Origin of the sequence: Ruminococcus sp. 5_1_39BFAA (assembly GCF_964240875.1) — a bacterium.
Lineage (GTDB): Bacteria > Bacillota > Clostridia > Lachnospirales > Lachnospiraceae > Blautia_A.
Genome location: NZ_CAXSVO010000001.1, coordinates 482,231 through 496,742 on the forward strand (window position 1 = coordinate 482,231; position 14,512 = coordinate 496,742).

Sequence of the window (14,512 nt, forward strand, 5' to 3'; positions counted from 1 at the left end):
TTCACATTCCCTTTCTCTTAAAGTATTTTTCAAGTTTTCCCAATATCAGATCACATAAAACGGCCACCAAAGCAATGAGAATACTTCCCGCAGCCGTCATAGCGGGATTGTAAATGGTTATTCCCCGGTAGATCGCCACGCCCAGGCCGCCGGCTCCCACAAACGATGCGATTCCTGCCACAGAGACAGTCATCACCACCATATTGCGGACTCCCGCCAGGATCACACCCATAGCCAGAGGCAGCTTGACTCTGAAAAGCGTCTGCATTTCCGTACTTCCCATGCCCTTCGCCGCCTCCAGGATATCCCGGTCAATGGTGGTCAGGCCCACATAGGTATTGCGTACCATTGGCATCATCCCGTAAATGGACAGGGCGATAACTGCCGTCTTATTCCCGATACCTGTAAAGGGGATCAGGATACCCAGAAGGGATATGGACGGAATGGTGTACAGCACATTGCAGACCCCCATCACCCCCGGCGCGATCCGGGGATGCTGAGAGATCCAGATTCCCACAATAAGGCCCAATATCCCGGCAATCCCAATGGCACACATAGACAGTGCCATATGTTCCGCCAACAGCCCTGCAAACCAGTCCGCCCGTTCCCTGTAAAGTTGAAAAATCTCAGCCAGTACCTTCATATTTTCTCCCTGTGTATTCCGTGATGCCCCTTTGGTATTAAGTGCTCCTATTTTATACCATTCCTCCTGCACCTGTCAATCGTTTTTCCGAAAATATGTTCGATTTTTATTCTGCACCTATGTTTCTTGTTTCATCTGCAAGATATTCAAAAAAGTCAAAGTCCGCATAATGCTGATGCTTTACCCTGTCTGCGCAGGTGATTCCTACCATGGTTCCCGTAAACTCTCCGTATTTACAGTATTCGTCTGAGAATTTTGTGGTATCGAATATGCGCCCGATCTTCTCATAATTCTCATTGTCATAGCTCCATTCAAACCATGACTTTCTCCCCTCTATATAAAGTCTCAGGTAGATCGGCCTGTCCTCCACAGGGGTTCTCGTATCCAAAAGCTCTGTCTTTTCCCCATTTTCAAGATGGATGATGGAAATAGCGCTCTGTCCCAGCGTTTCGCTGTAATACTTCCTCAGATTAATGTAATTCATATTATCATAATACAGGATCAGTCCGGCACTGTGCTGGTAGACCTCCGGGACAAATTCCATTTTCGTGGTGACCCTTGCATATACGCTGGTCAGCTTTCTCGCAAGGATGCTCACCTTATTCAGAGATGTCCTGGATTCCTGTCCCCGGAGCCTTACATAGCCCGGTCTTGCTTTTACATCCGCAAAGCTCTGCGGCATCATGCGGGGCGCATAATAATAATTTCCCAGTTCCTCCCCGTTAAAATCATCAAATTCCGGCAGCCTGGGCATGGGCACTTCAGGAAGGCTGCTTTCCGGCACTTCCGTTTTAGCCAGATTGCTGCCGTCTGCCATACGAAGCCAGCCATCCTCCGTCCACATCATCTTCTGGATAGCCGTCTCCCTTCCAAGCGTACACCTCAATTCCGGTACAAACGGTCTTGCGCAAAGGTGTACCAGATAGACTTCCCCTGTGGTAAGCTCCACATAGCTTCCATGTCCGGATTTCTGCAGAATGGATTCCGGATTATAATATTTCGGTTTCAGATGATCCGGATCTTGCCGTTCATAGGATTCTCCCGGAGCGCTTGTCACAATCGGATTTTGAGGATCCTTTTCATAGGGACCCCACACATTTTGGGAACGGCCCATGGTTACGCAGTGATTATATCCTGTGCCTCCCTCTGCACACATAATGTAATAATATCCGCCTCTTTTTGTCAGATGCGGAGCCTCGATACATCCCCGGTCTGTGCCGCCGCTCCACATTCTCTTTGGATATCCCACAATCTCCCTTTTCTCGGGTGAATACTCCACCATACAGATAGCGCCCGGCTTTTCGTAGCCTTCTCTTGTCTCCCACTCCAGGGAAACGATATATTTCTTTCCATTGTCATCATGGAAAATGGAGGCGTCAAAGCCGGATGAATGCAGATATACCGGTTCACTCCATGGCCCCCTGATATCCTTTGCCGTGATCAGATAATTGTCCACATCAAAGTACCGTGCATTCATAGAATTCATGACACCATATATCACATAGAACAGGTCTTCTTTTTCACAATAGGTCAGGCAGGGCGCCCAGATTCCTTTTGCACTGGGAAGCTTTTTTAAATCAACTTTCTGATCATCAGTCAGAACATGGGTATATAATTCCCAGTTTTTTAAATCTCTTGAATGATATACCGGAATTCCCGGAAACCATTCAAATGTGGAGACAGCCACATAATAATCCTCTCCTTTTCTGCAAATACAAGGATCCGGGTTAAATCCCGGAAAAATCGGGTTTTGAATCATAATGTTTTCCTCCTTCGCTCTCTGCTGAGAACCGCTATAAATCTATCTGTTAATATTAACATACCACTGCGGTTTCGTACAGCTTCTTTCCATGCAGGTTGTTACTGTTCACAGCAATGCGCTCCGCGAGATGCACAGAAATGGCGTAAATGCGTTTTCGTGCCTGCAATTTATCACTACAAATCCGTCCGCTTTTCTGCTATACTAATTTAAAAGAGCAAAAGCGCTCTGTCAAAAAGGCTGTTTTCGATCCAAAAGGAAGGGGTTAGTCCATGAAACATAAGAATCCGCGGCGCAGGTGGCTCCTGATGCTGCTTCTGATCCTCGCAATGTCGGTCTGTACTGCCACAGCAGTCCAGGCTTCCTCTTACGTGAAGCAATCCAACACAAAGGTAAAAATCACCTCAACCAAACGCGGCTGGGTAAAAATTGGAAAGTATTATTATTTTTATAACAACAAAGGCCGTCTCCTTTGCGGTTCTATAAAATATAAAGGGAACTATTATTACAGCAGATCCAACGGCAGACGCTACACCGGCTGGCTTACCCGCAACGGCAAGAAATATTATTACAACAGAAAAAACGGCGCCATGTTCCGCAGCCGCTGGGCTACAGGCACAAAGTACCGCTATTATTTCAACAAATCCGGTGTAGCGATTGCAAACAAATGGCTGACTTACAAAGGCAAACGTTACTATTTCCTGAGTAACAGCACCATGGCAACAGGATGGCAGAAAATCGGAAAATACTATTACTATTTCAGTCCCAAAACCGGGGTCATGGCGAAGAGCAAATGGATCGGAAACTATTATGTAAACAGTGCAGGACGGCGCACCAAGAAAAAGGAGACTCCTCCTGATGCCGTTTTAAGCAGCTCCCACTATACATACAACAGCCCCACCCTTGCCATTGACTTACAGAAGAAATCACTCCACGGTGTTTCTTACTGGGTGGCACACATCCGCACCGCCAGTGCCTCCCAGCTAAAATCCGCTCTTTCATACGGAATCTACGGCGGCACACGGCAGACGACCTCCAGCGCTGTCTCTTCAAACGGCGGCATTATCGGCATAAACGGCAGCGCCTTTGACTATAACAGCGGAAAACCATCTCCTCTGGGTATGTGCATTAAAGAAGGCTCCATTTACGGCGATTATCTCACCAGCTACAGCGTCATGGCAGTAAAATGGGACGGAACTATCTACACTCCCGATGTGGGAAAGACAGGGACTGACCTGCTAAACGAGGGCGTAAAGGACACCTACAATTTCGGTCCCGTCCTGATCAAGGACGGATTGACACAGCTTCCCTGGGCGGAAACAGAAAAATACTATCCCCGCACTGCTGTAGGTATGGTCGCCCAAAACGATTACGTTCTTCTGGTAACCAATACCGGAAGCTATACCGGATTGAACCACTGGGATATGGTAAACATTTTTTCCTCCTTTGGATGCCGGTACGCCTATAATCTGGACGGCGGCGGTTCCTCCACTCTCTATTATAATGGAAAGGTCATGAATAAGCTGATCAGCAATTACCAGCGTCCCTGCGCGGACTTCCTTTATTTTACAAGATAGCGCTGCTTCCCCATCTAACATTCCGGACACGCACTCCACCCAAAAAAGCCTCTCCCATTTCCGGGAAAGGCTTTTTCCACCCTCTAAAGGGATCCTTTATTTTGTGGTTTTTTCTTCCTGCCGTTTTTCCCACAGCTCATCTGCTCTTTCTTTCCAGCAGGCTGCATAGCTGTCGCACTTGCTGCAGAGATGTTCTGCACTTTCCGGTGACTGCAGGTCTGTGGATTCCGCCTTTGTTTCGTCTACCAGCTTTCGCAGGATCTCCGGATTCTCCAGCATTGGACATGGACGGAGCATGTTTTCATTAAAGGGCTGGTTGTCGTGATATGCCTGGAAAATCGGGCTTTTCAGAGCGTCCAGAAGGCTTGTGTCCTTGATGTTGCAGTTGGAATAATGGATGAATACACATGGCTCCACATCGCCGTTTGCATTGATGTGCAGATACCGTCTGCCTCCTGCAATACATCCTCCTACATACTCCGCATCATTCTGGAAATCCAAAGTAAACAATGCCTTTGTACCTCTGTACTCTCTGATTTTGTGATACATTTTCTCACGCTGGTCCGGCGTAAGGAGCAGATCCGGAGAAGCATCATTGCCAACGGGCATATAATGGAAGAACCAGGCAAACAGTGCGCCGCAGTCAATCAGATGGTCGAAGTACTCCTCACTGCTTACACTGTCTATATTAGCTCCTGTGTAGCATGTGGAAACACCGAAGGGCAGCTTTCTGTCCTTTAACAGCTTCATAGCGTGCATGACCTTCTGGTAAATTCCATCACCTCTTCGTCCGTCGTTTGCTTCCTCGGAGCCTTCCAGACTGAACGCCGGTACAAAGTTCTTTACCCGGAGGATCTCATCACAGAATTCCTCGTCAAACAGGGTTCCGTTTGAGAATGCCAGGAATTCACAGTCAGGGTGCATCTCGCAGATCCTGATCAGATCTTTTTTGCGCACAGTAGGTTCGCCGCCTGTATAGATGTACATATAAGTGCCAAGCTCTTTACCCTGTCTTACAATGGAATCAATGGTTTCCAGATCCAGGTTCAGCTTATGTCCGTACTCCGCAGCCCAACATCCGGTGCAATGAAGGTTGCATGCACTTGTAGGGTCCAGAAGGATCGCCCACGGAACATTGCAGTTATTTGCTGCCGCAACCTCATCCTGGCGCGCACTTCCTTTTAAGCTTGCGTTTACAATAAAATTCTGGAAAAAGGCTTTTCGTACTCCCGGGTCCAGCTCATACAGGCGCATAATCAGCTTATACCAGTTGTTATCTTTATCCTGTATAGCATTACGAATCGCATCTCTCTGGCTTTTATACCAATTTTCTGGTGTAAATTTATCTACCAGCTCCATCAGCTTTGGGATATTTGTTTCCGGATCCTTTTCCAGATACTCTAACGCCTTTGTTACAGCCACCTCCATAGCAGCCTGTTTTGCCTTATCAGTCAGCTTCATATTGCTCCTCCTTTGTGTTTATGCTATGATACAAATATCCTGAACATTCGCAGCTCTTTAGTACCCTTTCGGATATCTTTCCGAATAGCCTTCTATTATTTTGATGGTATAAACAGCCACGTAAAGATTCATCAGTCCTTCCATCAGAAGCCCTACTCCCATAAAGATCATGGTGAGTTTTGCCCCTTCTCCCGGCTCTATCAGCAGTATGGTTCCAAATATACCGGTAAGCACTGCAACCGCAAGAATCCTCCACCAGAGACTCAGCCCGAATCTTTTTGCATCAAGAGACATCTGGATCTTAAACAGCGCATCTGCCAGAATCATCAGACCGAAGATCACAAAAATCAGATGAAGAAGCCTCTCTGTTCTTATCAACATCAGCATTCCAACTGTGATCATAAGTATTCCAAAAGCCAGATCAAACTGGAATGCCAGACAGTAAAAATCCTTGGAAAAGTATCCAATGATCTTGATCACACCGCTGATAATAAAAATGATTCCTATGAGTGTGCAAAGCATTTTTGCAGAGCACCCCGGATTTGCCATCAGAAAAATGCCAAGGATGCAGAATACACAAGATATGGTAATGTATCCGTTTCTGGCTATTTTCAAAGTTCTCAGTGAATCCATGCTAATCCTCCTTTCCCATTCAGCGAAAATACTTTCTTCTTGCTGCATATTATAGCTAACGGTTATCCGAAAAAAAACTGACAAAAAAGGGACTGTGTCCAAATTTCAAACACAGTCCCCAAAATATCCAATTCTTTATCGTTCCGGCAAAGTTACCATATTAGCCCGGATATTGCATATGATCTGTCTCCGCTTCACCCAATTACTGCCGTTGCAATGGAGTCTCCAGGGAGTATGAGCTTTGCCACCTGTCCGTCCAGGCGCAGATAAACAGTCCTTTCCTCCCCCTTACGGTTCATCAGTACCGCCACGAGCTTTCCGTCAGGACGTTCCGCTGCTGTTACGTCAATATCATCCGTAAACCGGCTGCTGCCAATGCGGACACTGCCCGGTGTGATATATCCGCTGAAATGCCTGATATAGTCCCAGGAAAGCTTAAATTCCAGCCGGTCTGTCTCCTCATGATACATGATCGGGGCCTCACACCAGTTTTGGACGTGATTGGGTCCCCCCTGTCCATTAAACAGAATGCTCCAGTTCACCAGAAATGCAGCCCCATTGTTCAGGTTTCCTATCATATCATGTCCGTACATTCTGGCGTTTGCCAGAGGATCCTCAGCCGAAAAAATACTGTACTCCACGCACCCTTCCGTAAATGCCAGCTTTTTGTCCGGATATAATTCTTTTATAATGGAAAGCGCCTCAAAGTGATCACCCGAATACCAGTGGAATCCGATTCCATCTACCATGTGATCTGTCTCAGCATCAATTACCTCCCTGGCACGTTCCACCATCCTCTCTTTGTTGTGATCCCAGATATAGATTTCCAGATCCGTCAATCCATGCTTCTGCAGAGCGGGATACAGATATCTCTTCAGAAAATGTCTTTCCTGCACACCGCTGTAGCAGCAGGAATCCCAGGTCTGCACCGCATTCGGTTCATTCTGGATACTGATGCGCCGCACATCCACACCTTTATTCCGGTATTCCTCAATAAAACGGCAGAAGTACTCTGCCCACAAACCGTAATACTCCTTTTTTAAAACACCGCCATGATTTTTCTCCCCGTTGGATTTCATAAATGCCGGCGGACTCCAGGGACTCAGCATAACCGTAATGGGTTCTCCCCTTTTTTCCGTCACCGCCCGGTAAAACGGAAGGATGTATTTTTCATCCCTCTCCAGAGAAAAACTGTCTAATTTTTCATCGTCTTTATCATCCATGGCAGAATAATTTCCAAGACTGGCATCGCGGGAGTCAAGCGCCATCCTGGTCTGATTATAATGAAGCCCATTTTTTCCAAAGCAAGCCTCCAAAAAAGCTTCCCTGCTGCTCTCACTCATCTGGAAAAATGTATAGGCGGCAGCCTCCGTGAAGGTTGCGCCAAATCCTTCGATCGTTTGGTATTTCATAAACGGATAAAGATTCACCACCTCTTTTTCCTGGGAAGGCGCATCTTCAAAAATCACCTGCTGACTGCTCAGGTGCTTCCCGCCCCTGTCATACGTAGTTATATCTATTTCTGCTGTTCTCGTCATTCGTCTGTCACTCCTAACATTCGTCTGTATTCTGACGGACTTTGCCCCGTCACCTTCTTAAATACTCTGGAAAAATACTTTTCGTCATGAAATCCAGCCATATAAGCGATCTCATAAATCTTCATCTCACCATCCTGCATATAATTGCAGGCATATTCGATTCGTGTCTTATTCAGATAATCTACAAAACCACATCCTAAATACTGTTTAAACAGCGTAGATAAATATGCCGTAGATATCCCCACCTTATCCGCTACCAGCTTCAGGTTCAATTCCTCGGTCAAATGTTCCCGGATATATTCCTGTGCTCCCCTTACAGACAAATGCTCCTGTTTATTCCCGCATTTTTTCACTTCCGCCTTTTCTTCTTCCCTGTCCAGATTCAGCACGGTCCTGAGCCTGTCGCAGATCTCCGTAGAACGGCAGGGCTTCAGTAAGTAGTCCACTGCCCCAAGGCGGAGAGCCTGCTGTGCATAGGAAAATGAATCGTATCCGGAAAGGATGATTGTTTTTGGACAGATCCCCTGTTTTTTTGCCTCTTTCATAACCTCCAGGCCATTCTTTACCGCATCTGCACATCCATCAGCATAATATCCGGTCTGTGTCGGTATAGGATATCCAAGGCCTCCGAGCCGCTTTTTCTTAATGTACGATCGGTATTACAATATATACCTTTGTGCCTTCCCCTTTGTTGCTGATGATTTTCAACACATAATTATTCTCTCCGTAGCGGAGATCTAAGCGCTCCTTAATATTGCGGATAGCATAGTGCCCGATACGAAGGTTAGGATATCCCTCCTGCTGCCCTGCTTCCAAAAGCTGGTCAGCCTTCTCCTGATCCATACCCGCACCGTCATCCTCAATCAGGAATTCCATTTTTTTGTCCTTTTCCTTACCGGAAATATAAACATACCCCTCTTCCTGTTTCATTTCAAATCCATGCACGATGGCGTTTTCTACAAAGGGCTGTAAAAGCAGCCTGCTGATCTTATATCCTTTTATGTTGTCGTCCACATCGATCTGATAAGAAAATCTCCGTGAGAATCTCATTTCCTGAATCCGCAGATAATGAGAAATGAGTTCTATTTCCTTTCCCACCGTTATTTCGCTTTCCCCCTGGCTGAGGAGAAGGCGGAACAACTCGGACAGCGCCAGGATGTCATCCCCCAGCTTTTCATTATCCGAATCGATTGCTTCCCAGTACAGGGAATCTAATACATTATAAAGAAAATGCGGATTTATCTGCGCCTGAAGGGCATTCAGTTCTATTTCTCTTTCTTTCAGCGCCATAACGTAATTCCGTTCGATCAACGCCTGCGTCTCCGCTGCCATGTGGTTGAAGGCTCTTGCCAGATTTCCGATCTCATCCTCAGCTTCCAGGCTGACGCGTTCCGAAAAATCTCCGCTCTCAAATTTCTCCATGGATGCCAACAGCTTCTTTGTAGATTTTGATAAGTTATTCGAAATAATAGAAGACAGCGGCCACGATACGATCAGCAGGATCAGCATCATCACAACGGTAAGCATCATATTTGCCTGTTTCAGCACACCCCAGTTTTCTTTCGGGGAAACATAACAGATTCCCAGCATTCCCCTGGCATTTTCTTTATAGAAAATGTAGTCCTTGCCAGAATCCAGCCTGTCACCGGAATCTTTCAACTCTTCTTCTGTCAGAGAACAGATATAATCCACAGTTTCCCGGTCAACCTGTCCCGCTGTCATCAGTTCCTTTCCCTGATTATCCAGAATCAGAACGCCTTCATTTTTATCCTGCAGTACATTGCTGCATATTGCCTCATATCTGGAGACTTCAATTCCAATGGCAAGCACACCCAGCTTTCTCTTCTTTGCCATATCAAACAACATGCGGTAGGCTACCATTTTATCGCTTTTATTAAGCAAAAAAATCCCGCTTCTTCCTGCATTTACCCGTTCCCATACGATATCTCCCCTTGCCTCCTCTGCTTTTCCATAAATCTCCAGCTCCCGGACATGGGAAATATCCGTATCATGCACACTGGCATCCCTGCTTATGTAATAAGGGGACAATCCGTTTTCGGGATACAAAATCGTGGTTTTGATCTGGCTTTTAATTGCCAGCATATTGGACATAAAGGACAGCGGAGTATCCTCGATCCAGAATAGCCCACTGTCCCCATATTTTTCTTTTCTGTTTGATAAAATCTGATGTACCGCCGGATCAACGGAAAAATAATCCGAAATATCCAATACATCCTGCTGCATATAATCAATGCTGTCACAGATTGACTGGGAAAGGCTGTTGTAAAGTCGGGTGTCCTCACTCATCGTATTTCGATAGCTCCAATAATAGACGATTCCCACTCCTATCAGCAGAATCGGAAGTAGAATCAGATAAATGGACACAATAATCTTTGCCCGCATCTTCAGATTGCGGTATCGCTTTTTCCATGAGTCAGTCCGTTTATTCATCAAAATGCAGCTCCTTTCCTAATAGCTGCGGCAGAGTCTCAACCTTTTACGGCTCCCATTGCCACACCTTCCGTAATATATCTGTTCAGGATCAGATACAGGATTACCATAGGCGCAGCCGTCAGTGCCATTACCGCAAACTGTACGGAATAATTGGAGGCGTAAATTCCCGTGAATTCCAGCACGGAGAAGGGAAGTGTTCTCCAGGTGGGACTGCTCAGATATGTACTTGCCATCATAAACTCATTCCAGTTGTTCAGGAAAGTCATAATGGATACCGTCACCAGGGATGTCCTCAGCATAGGAACAATGATAATAGCAATCACACGGTAAATGCCGCATCCGTCGATGACGGCAGCTTCCTCAATTTCCTTTGGAATGCTCTCCATAAAGCCTGATGTGAGGAAAAGTCCCTGGGGCAGCGAAAATGCCACATAGGGAATCAACAGCGCCCAGATCGTATCTGTCAGTTTCAGTTTATCATAGATAATATAGTTTGGCAAAAGAGTTGCGTGAATAGGGATCATCATTCCCAAAAGTATGATATTGCGCACAGTGCTGGACAGCTTCCAGTGCATACGGGTACATGCAAATGCCATCATGACGGAAATGATCAGAACCAGCAGAACTGCCAGCACGTTGATCAAAACACTGTTTTTCAGGTACAGAAGAAAATGTCCGTCTATAAATGCTTTAACATAATTATCCCACCGTATTTTTTCCGGTATGATCAGAAGACCCTTTGTAAACATTTCGTTGTTGCTCGCAAAAGAGAAGTCCAGCAGCCATACCAACGGAAAGATCTGAATAACCGCAAAGATGATCAGAATGGTCCACATGATAACCTTTCCCGGCGTATTTTTTTTCTTTTCCTCCATTTTTATGCCTCCTTCTCTTTCGGAAATACCACATTCAGAAGCTGGGTAGCAACGATACAGATTATAACGAATACAACACTGATCGCATTGCCGTATCCATAGCGGAACGCGCTGAATGCCTGCTTATACAGATAGTTTGCCATAAACTGTGTCTCATTTCCCGGTCCCCCGGCAGTCAGCAGATATACGGTCTCCATCTGTTTCAAAGCAGAGATAATGGCCATTGTCACATTGATCTGAATTACCGGCTTCATCAGCGGAAGGGTAATCCTTAAAAATGTCTGTTTATTGTCAGCACCGTCAATAGCCGCCGCCTCATAAAGCACAGGATCGATGTTTTTGATACCCGTATAGTAGATCAGCATGCCCCAGCCAAATCCATGCCAGATCAATACGATGAGCACGGACCAGATGGCATTGCCTGTTCCCAGCCAGTTTGTCGTTCCTTTTCCCCCAAACATTTTTGCAATATTATTGAGCAGGCCAAAGCTGGGATTATAAATAAATTTCCACAAATAAGCGATAACTGCTACGGAAATTACGTTCGGCAGGAAATATACGCACCGGAAAAAACCTTCCGCTTTCTTTCCCATACGATCCAAAATGGCAGCCGTAATAATTGCAAGGGGATGCTGGATAAAGATAAATCCAAATGCAAGCATGACAGAGTTTCGCAGGGATATCCAGAAATTTTTATCCTTGAACATTTCTTTATAGTTGTTAAAGCCCACGTAATTAAAAGCTCCCAAACCGCTGAAATCCGTGAAACCATAATAAACGCTCAGACAAATGGGCGCCAGAATAGCAAACACAAAAGTCAGTAATCCGGGGAAAACCAGGGTAAATATGACTCTTTTATTACTGTACGTCTTTTGCATTGATCTCTTCCCCTTTTCCTTATATTATGAGAATTGGCCGCCCCGCATAAAAGAAGGGCGGCCATGATTACATCAGAGCGTCTTTATTTTGTAGCAAGAGCGGAAAGTCCTGCCCAAAATTCTTCTGTGGTGATGGTTCCGATTGCTAACTGCTGAGAAGTATCTTCGCAAACTGTCTTGTACTCGGAGGAGCCAAGGTCACCGATAGAGGTACCGGAAACGCCTGCTGAGCTGGAAACCATATCCATTAACTGTTTCTGAACCTCTGTCTCTTCACCAGTAGCAAATGCTGAGAAATCCTGTGCTGACATGCACACACCGTTTTCCCATGCAATACGTGTCCAGTTTTCCGGAAGGAACATATAGTTCAACAGATCGATAGCAGCTTCTTTGTTAGCGGATTTCTCTGTTACGGAGTAACCGCCGCCGTTCCATGCTGTTAATACGGTAGGATCTACGCCTTCATTCACGATCGGAAGGTTGAAGCAACGGATATTCTCACGGATCTCATCGGAGATGTCCATGCTGGTTGCCATACTCATATTCCAGCTTCCAATGTAGTACATTGCAGACTGACCATTGGTGAACAGGTTTTTAGCAGTTGCATCATCGGTCGTCTCAAATCCTGGCTCAAATACGCCAGCTTCTGCTGTTTCGCGGAACATATCTGCAGCTTTCTGGAAGGTTTCATCTGAGTAATCACCGCTTGCAATAGCATCCAGTGTCTTCTGCATCAGACCCTCGCCATCCATCTTCTGCATCAGGTCATACATGTAAATATACAATGGCCACTTATCTCCGCCGCCGATAGATACCGGGATTATGCCAGCCTCATTAATGGTAGCTGCCAGAGAAAGGAATTCGTCATAGTTGGTAGGAATTTCCCAACCATTGTCTTCGAACATTTTTGCGTTGTAGTAAACAACCATAACGTCTGTGTTTCTGGGAAGTCCGTATAATTTGCCGTCCTTGCTGAAGCCGTCTGTAGAACCGTTCAGGAATCCGTAGTCAGCATAGTCATCCTGATTCAGTTCTGCCAGAATACCTGCATCGATAACTTCATCGATAAAACCTGGCTGGCCCCAAACGCTTACCAGATCCGGCATTTCGCTTCCTGCTGCATAAGCTTTGAATTTTGTCTTATATGCCTCGTCATCCAGAGCTTCCACCTCAATCGTTACATTGGGATGTTCTTCCATATAAGCATCAAAGATTGTCTGCTCAACAAGCCCCTGATCTGCCGTTCTGTCCGGGTTGTTTGAGAACACCTTAATGGTCACCGGCTCCTCTTCTGCCATTGCAGCTACCGGCATCATGGAAAATACGGTTGCTGCTGCCGTACATGCAGCCAAAACTTTTTTCATTTTCATAACCTGTTTCCTCCTGTTTTTTATTTTTCGGTTATCTTATGTTGGCAGTATAGCAGATTATTTCAACATAATTAACATATTATTTTTCAAAATGGTGGATTATCTTTTTATCATTTCGAAAAAATACACAACTTTTTAGTGTTGCGGTACATATAATTATATATTTTAACCAGTATTTTTTTCTTTTCTTCAGTTTTATATGGCATTTCGTAAAATTGTACAGTATTTCAAAAAATCAGAGGTGTAAATCGCCCCATAATTTATATAAAATGATTCCATATATAATTTTACAGGAGGTCTGATATGAAAACATTTGTTGTAAATAAAGACGGCTCCACGGAAATACGGGAGGTTCCCAGACCCCGCTGCGGTTCCAGACAGGCTTTGGTAAAGACGATTGCCTGCGGAATGTGCGGTACGGATGTAAAACTTCTTCACCATGCTTTTAAAGGCATTCCTCAGTCCGTATATCCCATTATGCTGGGCCATGAAGGTGTGGGCGAGGTCGTGGAGGTGGGCAGTGAAGTAACCAGCTTCCGCCCGGGAGACAAGGTGCTTCTTCCTTTTGTGGATCCGGATCCGGAGCTTTATCCGGGAATGTCATCCGCCTGGGGCGCCCTCAGCGAATATGCGATCGTCTGTGATCCCGCCGCGTGGCCCCAGGGCGAAGCTCCCGCCTGCGCTTATGCCCAAACGGTTCTCACCAGCGATGTGGACCCTGTTGACGCAGTTATGATCGTGACCTTCCGCGAGGTTCTCAGCAGCATCCGCTATTTTGGGATCAAACCGGAAGACAGTATTGTAGTCTTTGGCTGCGGTCCGGTAGGACTTACCTATATTAAATTCTTAAAGCTCTGCGGTGTAAAGGAAATCACGGCTATCGATATTATCGATGAAAAGCTGGAAAGCGCAAAAAAGAATGGAGCTGCCCATGTTATCAACAGCCAGAAGGAAAATGCGGAGGAAACCGTTCTGAAGCTTTATCCCCAGGGTGTGGACTATGTGCTGGATGCCATCGGCGCTCCTTTTGTCGTCAATGCCGCCATGCCGCTGATCAAGGACCGGGGCACGGTTCTCTGCTACGGCGTTCCGGCTTCGGAGCAAATTACCATCGACTTCAGCAGAGCGGACTATAACTGGCGGGTCATCTACCAGCAGATGCCACGAAAGGAAGAAGAGGGAGCTGCCCATGAACAGGTGATGGAATGGATCCGCAGCGGTCAGCTCGTTCTCAGGGATTTCATCTCGAAGCCTTCCAGAAGCTTCTGGACCGCAAAATCTCCAAAAAAGGTATTATCGTTTTCTAATAAAATCTATTGAAAAG

12 protein-coding genes are annotated in these 14,512 nt (G+C 45.9%); 2 read left to right on the top strand and 10 right to left on the bottom strand.

Annotated elements, in window-relative coordinates; genetic code table 11:
- Position 1: 1 nt before the first annotated feature.
- Positions 2 to 643 (bottom strand): ABC transporter permease, encoded by a 642-nt coding sequence (locus tag ACESZH_RS02160; RefSeq protein ID WP_373216606.1) that lies wholly within the window; start codon positions 641 to 643, stop codon positions 2 to 4.
- Positions 644 to 749: 106 nt separating this feature from the next.
- Positions 750 to 2,402 carry a glycoside hydrolase family 43 protein gene (locus ACESZH_RS02165; protein WP_373216607.1) on the bottom strand — a complete coding sequence of 551 codons (1,653 nt, stop codon included), beginning with the start codon at positions 2,400 to 2,402 and terminating at the stop codon, positions 750 to 752.
- 272 nt (positions 2,403 to 2,674) lie between these two features.
- Between ACESZH_RS02165 and ACESZH_RS02170 the strand changes: the two genes are divergently transcribed.
- A complete protein-coding gene (locus tag ACESZH_RS02170) occupies positions 2,675 to 3,979 on the top strand; it encodes a phosphodiester glycosidase family protein (RefSeq protein ID WP_373216608.1) in 1,305 nt (434 codons plus the stop codon).
- 96 nt (positions 3,980 to 4,075) lie between these two features.
- On the opposite strand, the gene ACESZH_RS02175 is transcribed toward ACESZH_RS02170, so the two are convergent.
- The 8 genes from ACESZH_RS02175 to ACESZH_RS02210 all read right to left on the bottom strand — a co-directional run bounded on the left by ACESZH_RS02175 (position 4,076) and on the right by ACESZH_RS02210 (position 13,188).
- Positions 4,076 to 5,440 carry a radical SAM protein gene (locus tag ACESZH_RS02175; RefSeq protein WP_373216610.1) on the bottom strand — a complete coding sequence of 455 codons (1,365 nt, stop codon included), beginning with the start codon at positions 5,438 to 5,440 and terminating at the stop codon, positions 4,076 to 4,078.
- Between the two features lie 57 nt (positions 5,441 to 5,497).
- On the bottom strand, positions 5,498 to 6,073 hold the full coding sequence (locus ACESZH_RS02180; protein WP_373216612.1) for an HdeD family acid-resistance protein: 576 nt from the start codon (positions 6,071 to 6,073) through the stop codon (positions 5,498 to 5,500).
- A gap of 194 nt (positions 6,074 to 6,267) precedes the next feature.
- The gene (locus ACESZH_RS02185; protein ID WP_373216614.1) at positions 6,268 to 7,611 is read right to left on the bottom strand and encodes a glycoside hydrolase family 30 beta sandwich domain-containing protein; all 1,344 of its coding nucleotides are present in this window, start codon (positions 7,609 to 7,611) and stop codon (positions 6,268 to 6,270) included.
- Positions 7,608 to 8,258 carry a DNA-binding response regulator gene (locus tag ACESZH_RS02190; RefSeq protein WP_373216749.1) on the bottom strand — a complete coding sequence of 217 codons (651 nt, stop codon included), beginning with the start codon at positions 8,256 to 8,258 and terminating at the stop codon, positions 7,608 to 7,610. Before ACESZH_RS02190 ends, ACESZH_RS02185 begins: the two co-directional genes overlap by 4 nt.
- Positions 8,254 to 10,062: a sensor histidine kinase gene (locus ACESZH_RS02195; RefSeq protein WP_373216616.1), complete on the bottom strand. Its 1,809-nt coding sequence runs from the start codon at positions 10,060 to 10,062 to the stop codon at positions 8,254 to 8,256. The genes ACESZH_RS02190 and ACESZH_RS02195 overlap by 5 nt, the downstream gene beginning before the upstream one ends.
- Before the next feature lie 38 nt (positions 10,063 to 10,100).
- Positions 10,101 to 10,940 (bottom strand): carbohydrate ABC transporter permease, encoded by an 840-nt coding sequence (locus ACESZH_RS02200; protein WP_373216617.1) that lies wholly within the window; start codon positions 10,938 to 10,940, stop codon positions 10,101 to 10,103.
- 2 nt (positions 10,941 to 10,942) lie between these two features.
- Entirely contained in the window at positions 10,943 to 11,818 is an 876-nt protein-coding gene (locus ACESZH_RS02205; RefSeq protein WP_373216619.1) for a carbohydrate ABC transporter permease, read from the bottom strand.
- A gap of 83 nt (positions 11,819 to 11,901) precedes the next feature.
- Complete coding sequence (locus ACESZH_RS02210) at positions 11,902 to 13,188, bottom strand: ABC transporter substrate-binding protein (protein WP_373216622.1); 1,287 nt, start codon at positions 13,186 to 13,188, stop codon at positions 11,902 to 11,904.
- Positions 13,189 to 13,491: 303 nt separating this feature from the next.
- On the opposite strand from ACESZH_RS02210, the gene ACESZH_RS02215 reads away from it, so the two are divergent.
- Positions 13,492 to 14,508, top strand: a complete 1,017-nt coding sequence (locus ACESZH_RS02215) for a zinc-binding dehydrogenase (RefSeq protein WP_373216623.1) — start codon at positions 13,492 to 13,494, stop codon at positions 14,506 to 14,508.
- The last annotated feature ends 4 nt before the right edge of the window (positions 14,509 to 14,512 follow it).

Excerpts from the sequence above, each read along its gene's own strand:
- ACESZH_RS02165 (WP_373216607.1), bottom strand. The coding sequence starts at position 2,402 with ATGATTCAAAACCCGATTTTTCCGGGATTTAACCCGGATCCTTGTATT.
- ACESZH_RS02215 (WP_373216623.1), top strand. The coding sequence starts at position 13,492 with ATGAAAACATTTGTTGTAAATAAAGACGGCTCCACGGAAATACGGGAG.
- ACESZH_RS02210 (WP_373216622.1), bottom strand. The coding sequence starts at position 13,188 with ATGAAAATGAAAAAAGTTTTGGCTGCATGTACGGCAGCAGCAACCGTA.
- ACESZH_RS02195 (WP_373216616.1), bottom strand. The coding sequence starts at position 10,062 with ATGAATAAACGGACTGACTCATGGAAAAAGCGATACCGCAATCTGAAG.
- ACESZH_RS02205 (WP_373216619.1), bottom strand. The coding sequence starts at position 11,818 with ATGCAAAAGACGTACAGTAATAAAAGAGTCATATTTACCCTGGTTTTC.
- ACESZH_RS02160 (WP_373216606.1), bottom strand. The coding sequence starts at position 643 with ATGAAGGTACTGGCTGAGATTTTTCAACTTTACAGGGAACGGGCGGAC.
- ACESZH_RS02200 (WP_373216617.1), bottom strand. The coding sequence starts at position 10,940 with ATGGAGGAAAAGAAAAAAAATACGCCGGGAAAGGTTATCATGTGGACC.
- ACESZH_RS02170 (WP_373216608.1), top strand. The coding sequence starts at position 2,675 with ATGAAACATAAGAATCCGCGGCGCAGGTGGCTCCTGATGCTGCTTCTG.
- ACESZH_RS02180 (WP_373216612.1), bottom strand. The coding sequence starts at position 6,073 with ATGGATTCACTGAGAACTTTGAAAATAGCCAGAAACGGATACATTACC.
- ACESZH_RS02175 (WP_373216610.1), bottom strand. The coding sequence starts at position 5,440 with ATGAAGCTGACTGATAAGGCAAAACAGGCTGCTATGGAGGTGGCTGTA.
- ACESZH_RS02185 (WP_373216614.1), bottom strand. The coding sequence starts at position 7,611 with ATGACGAGAACAGCAGAAATAGATATAACTACGTATGACAGGGGCGGG.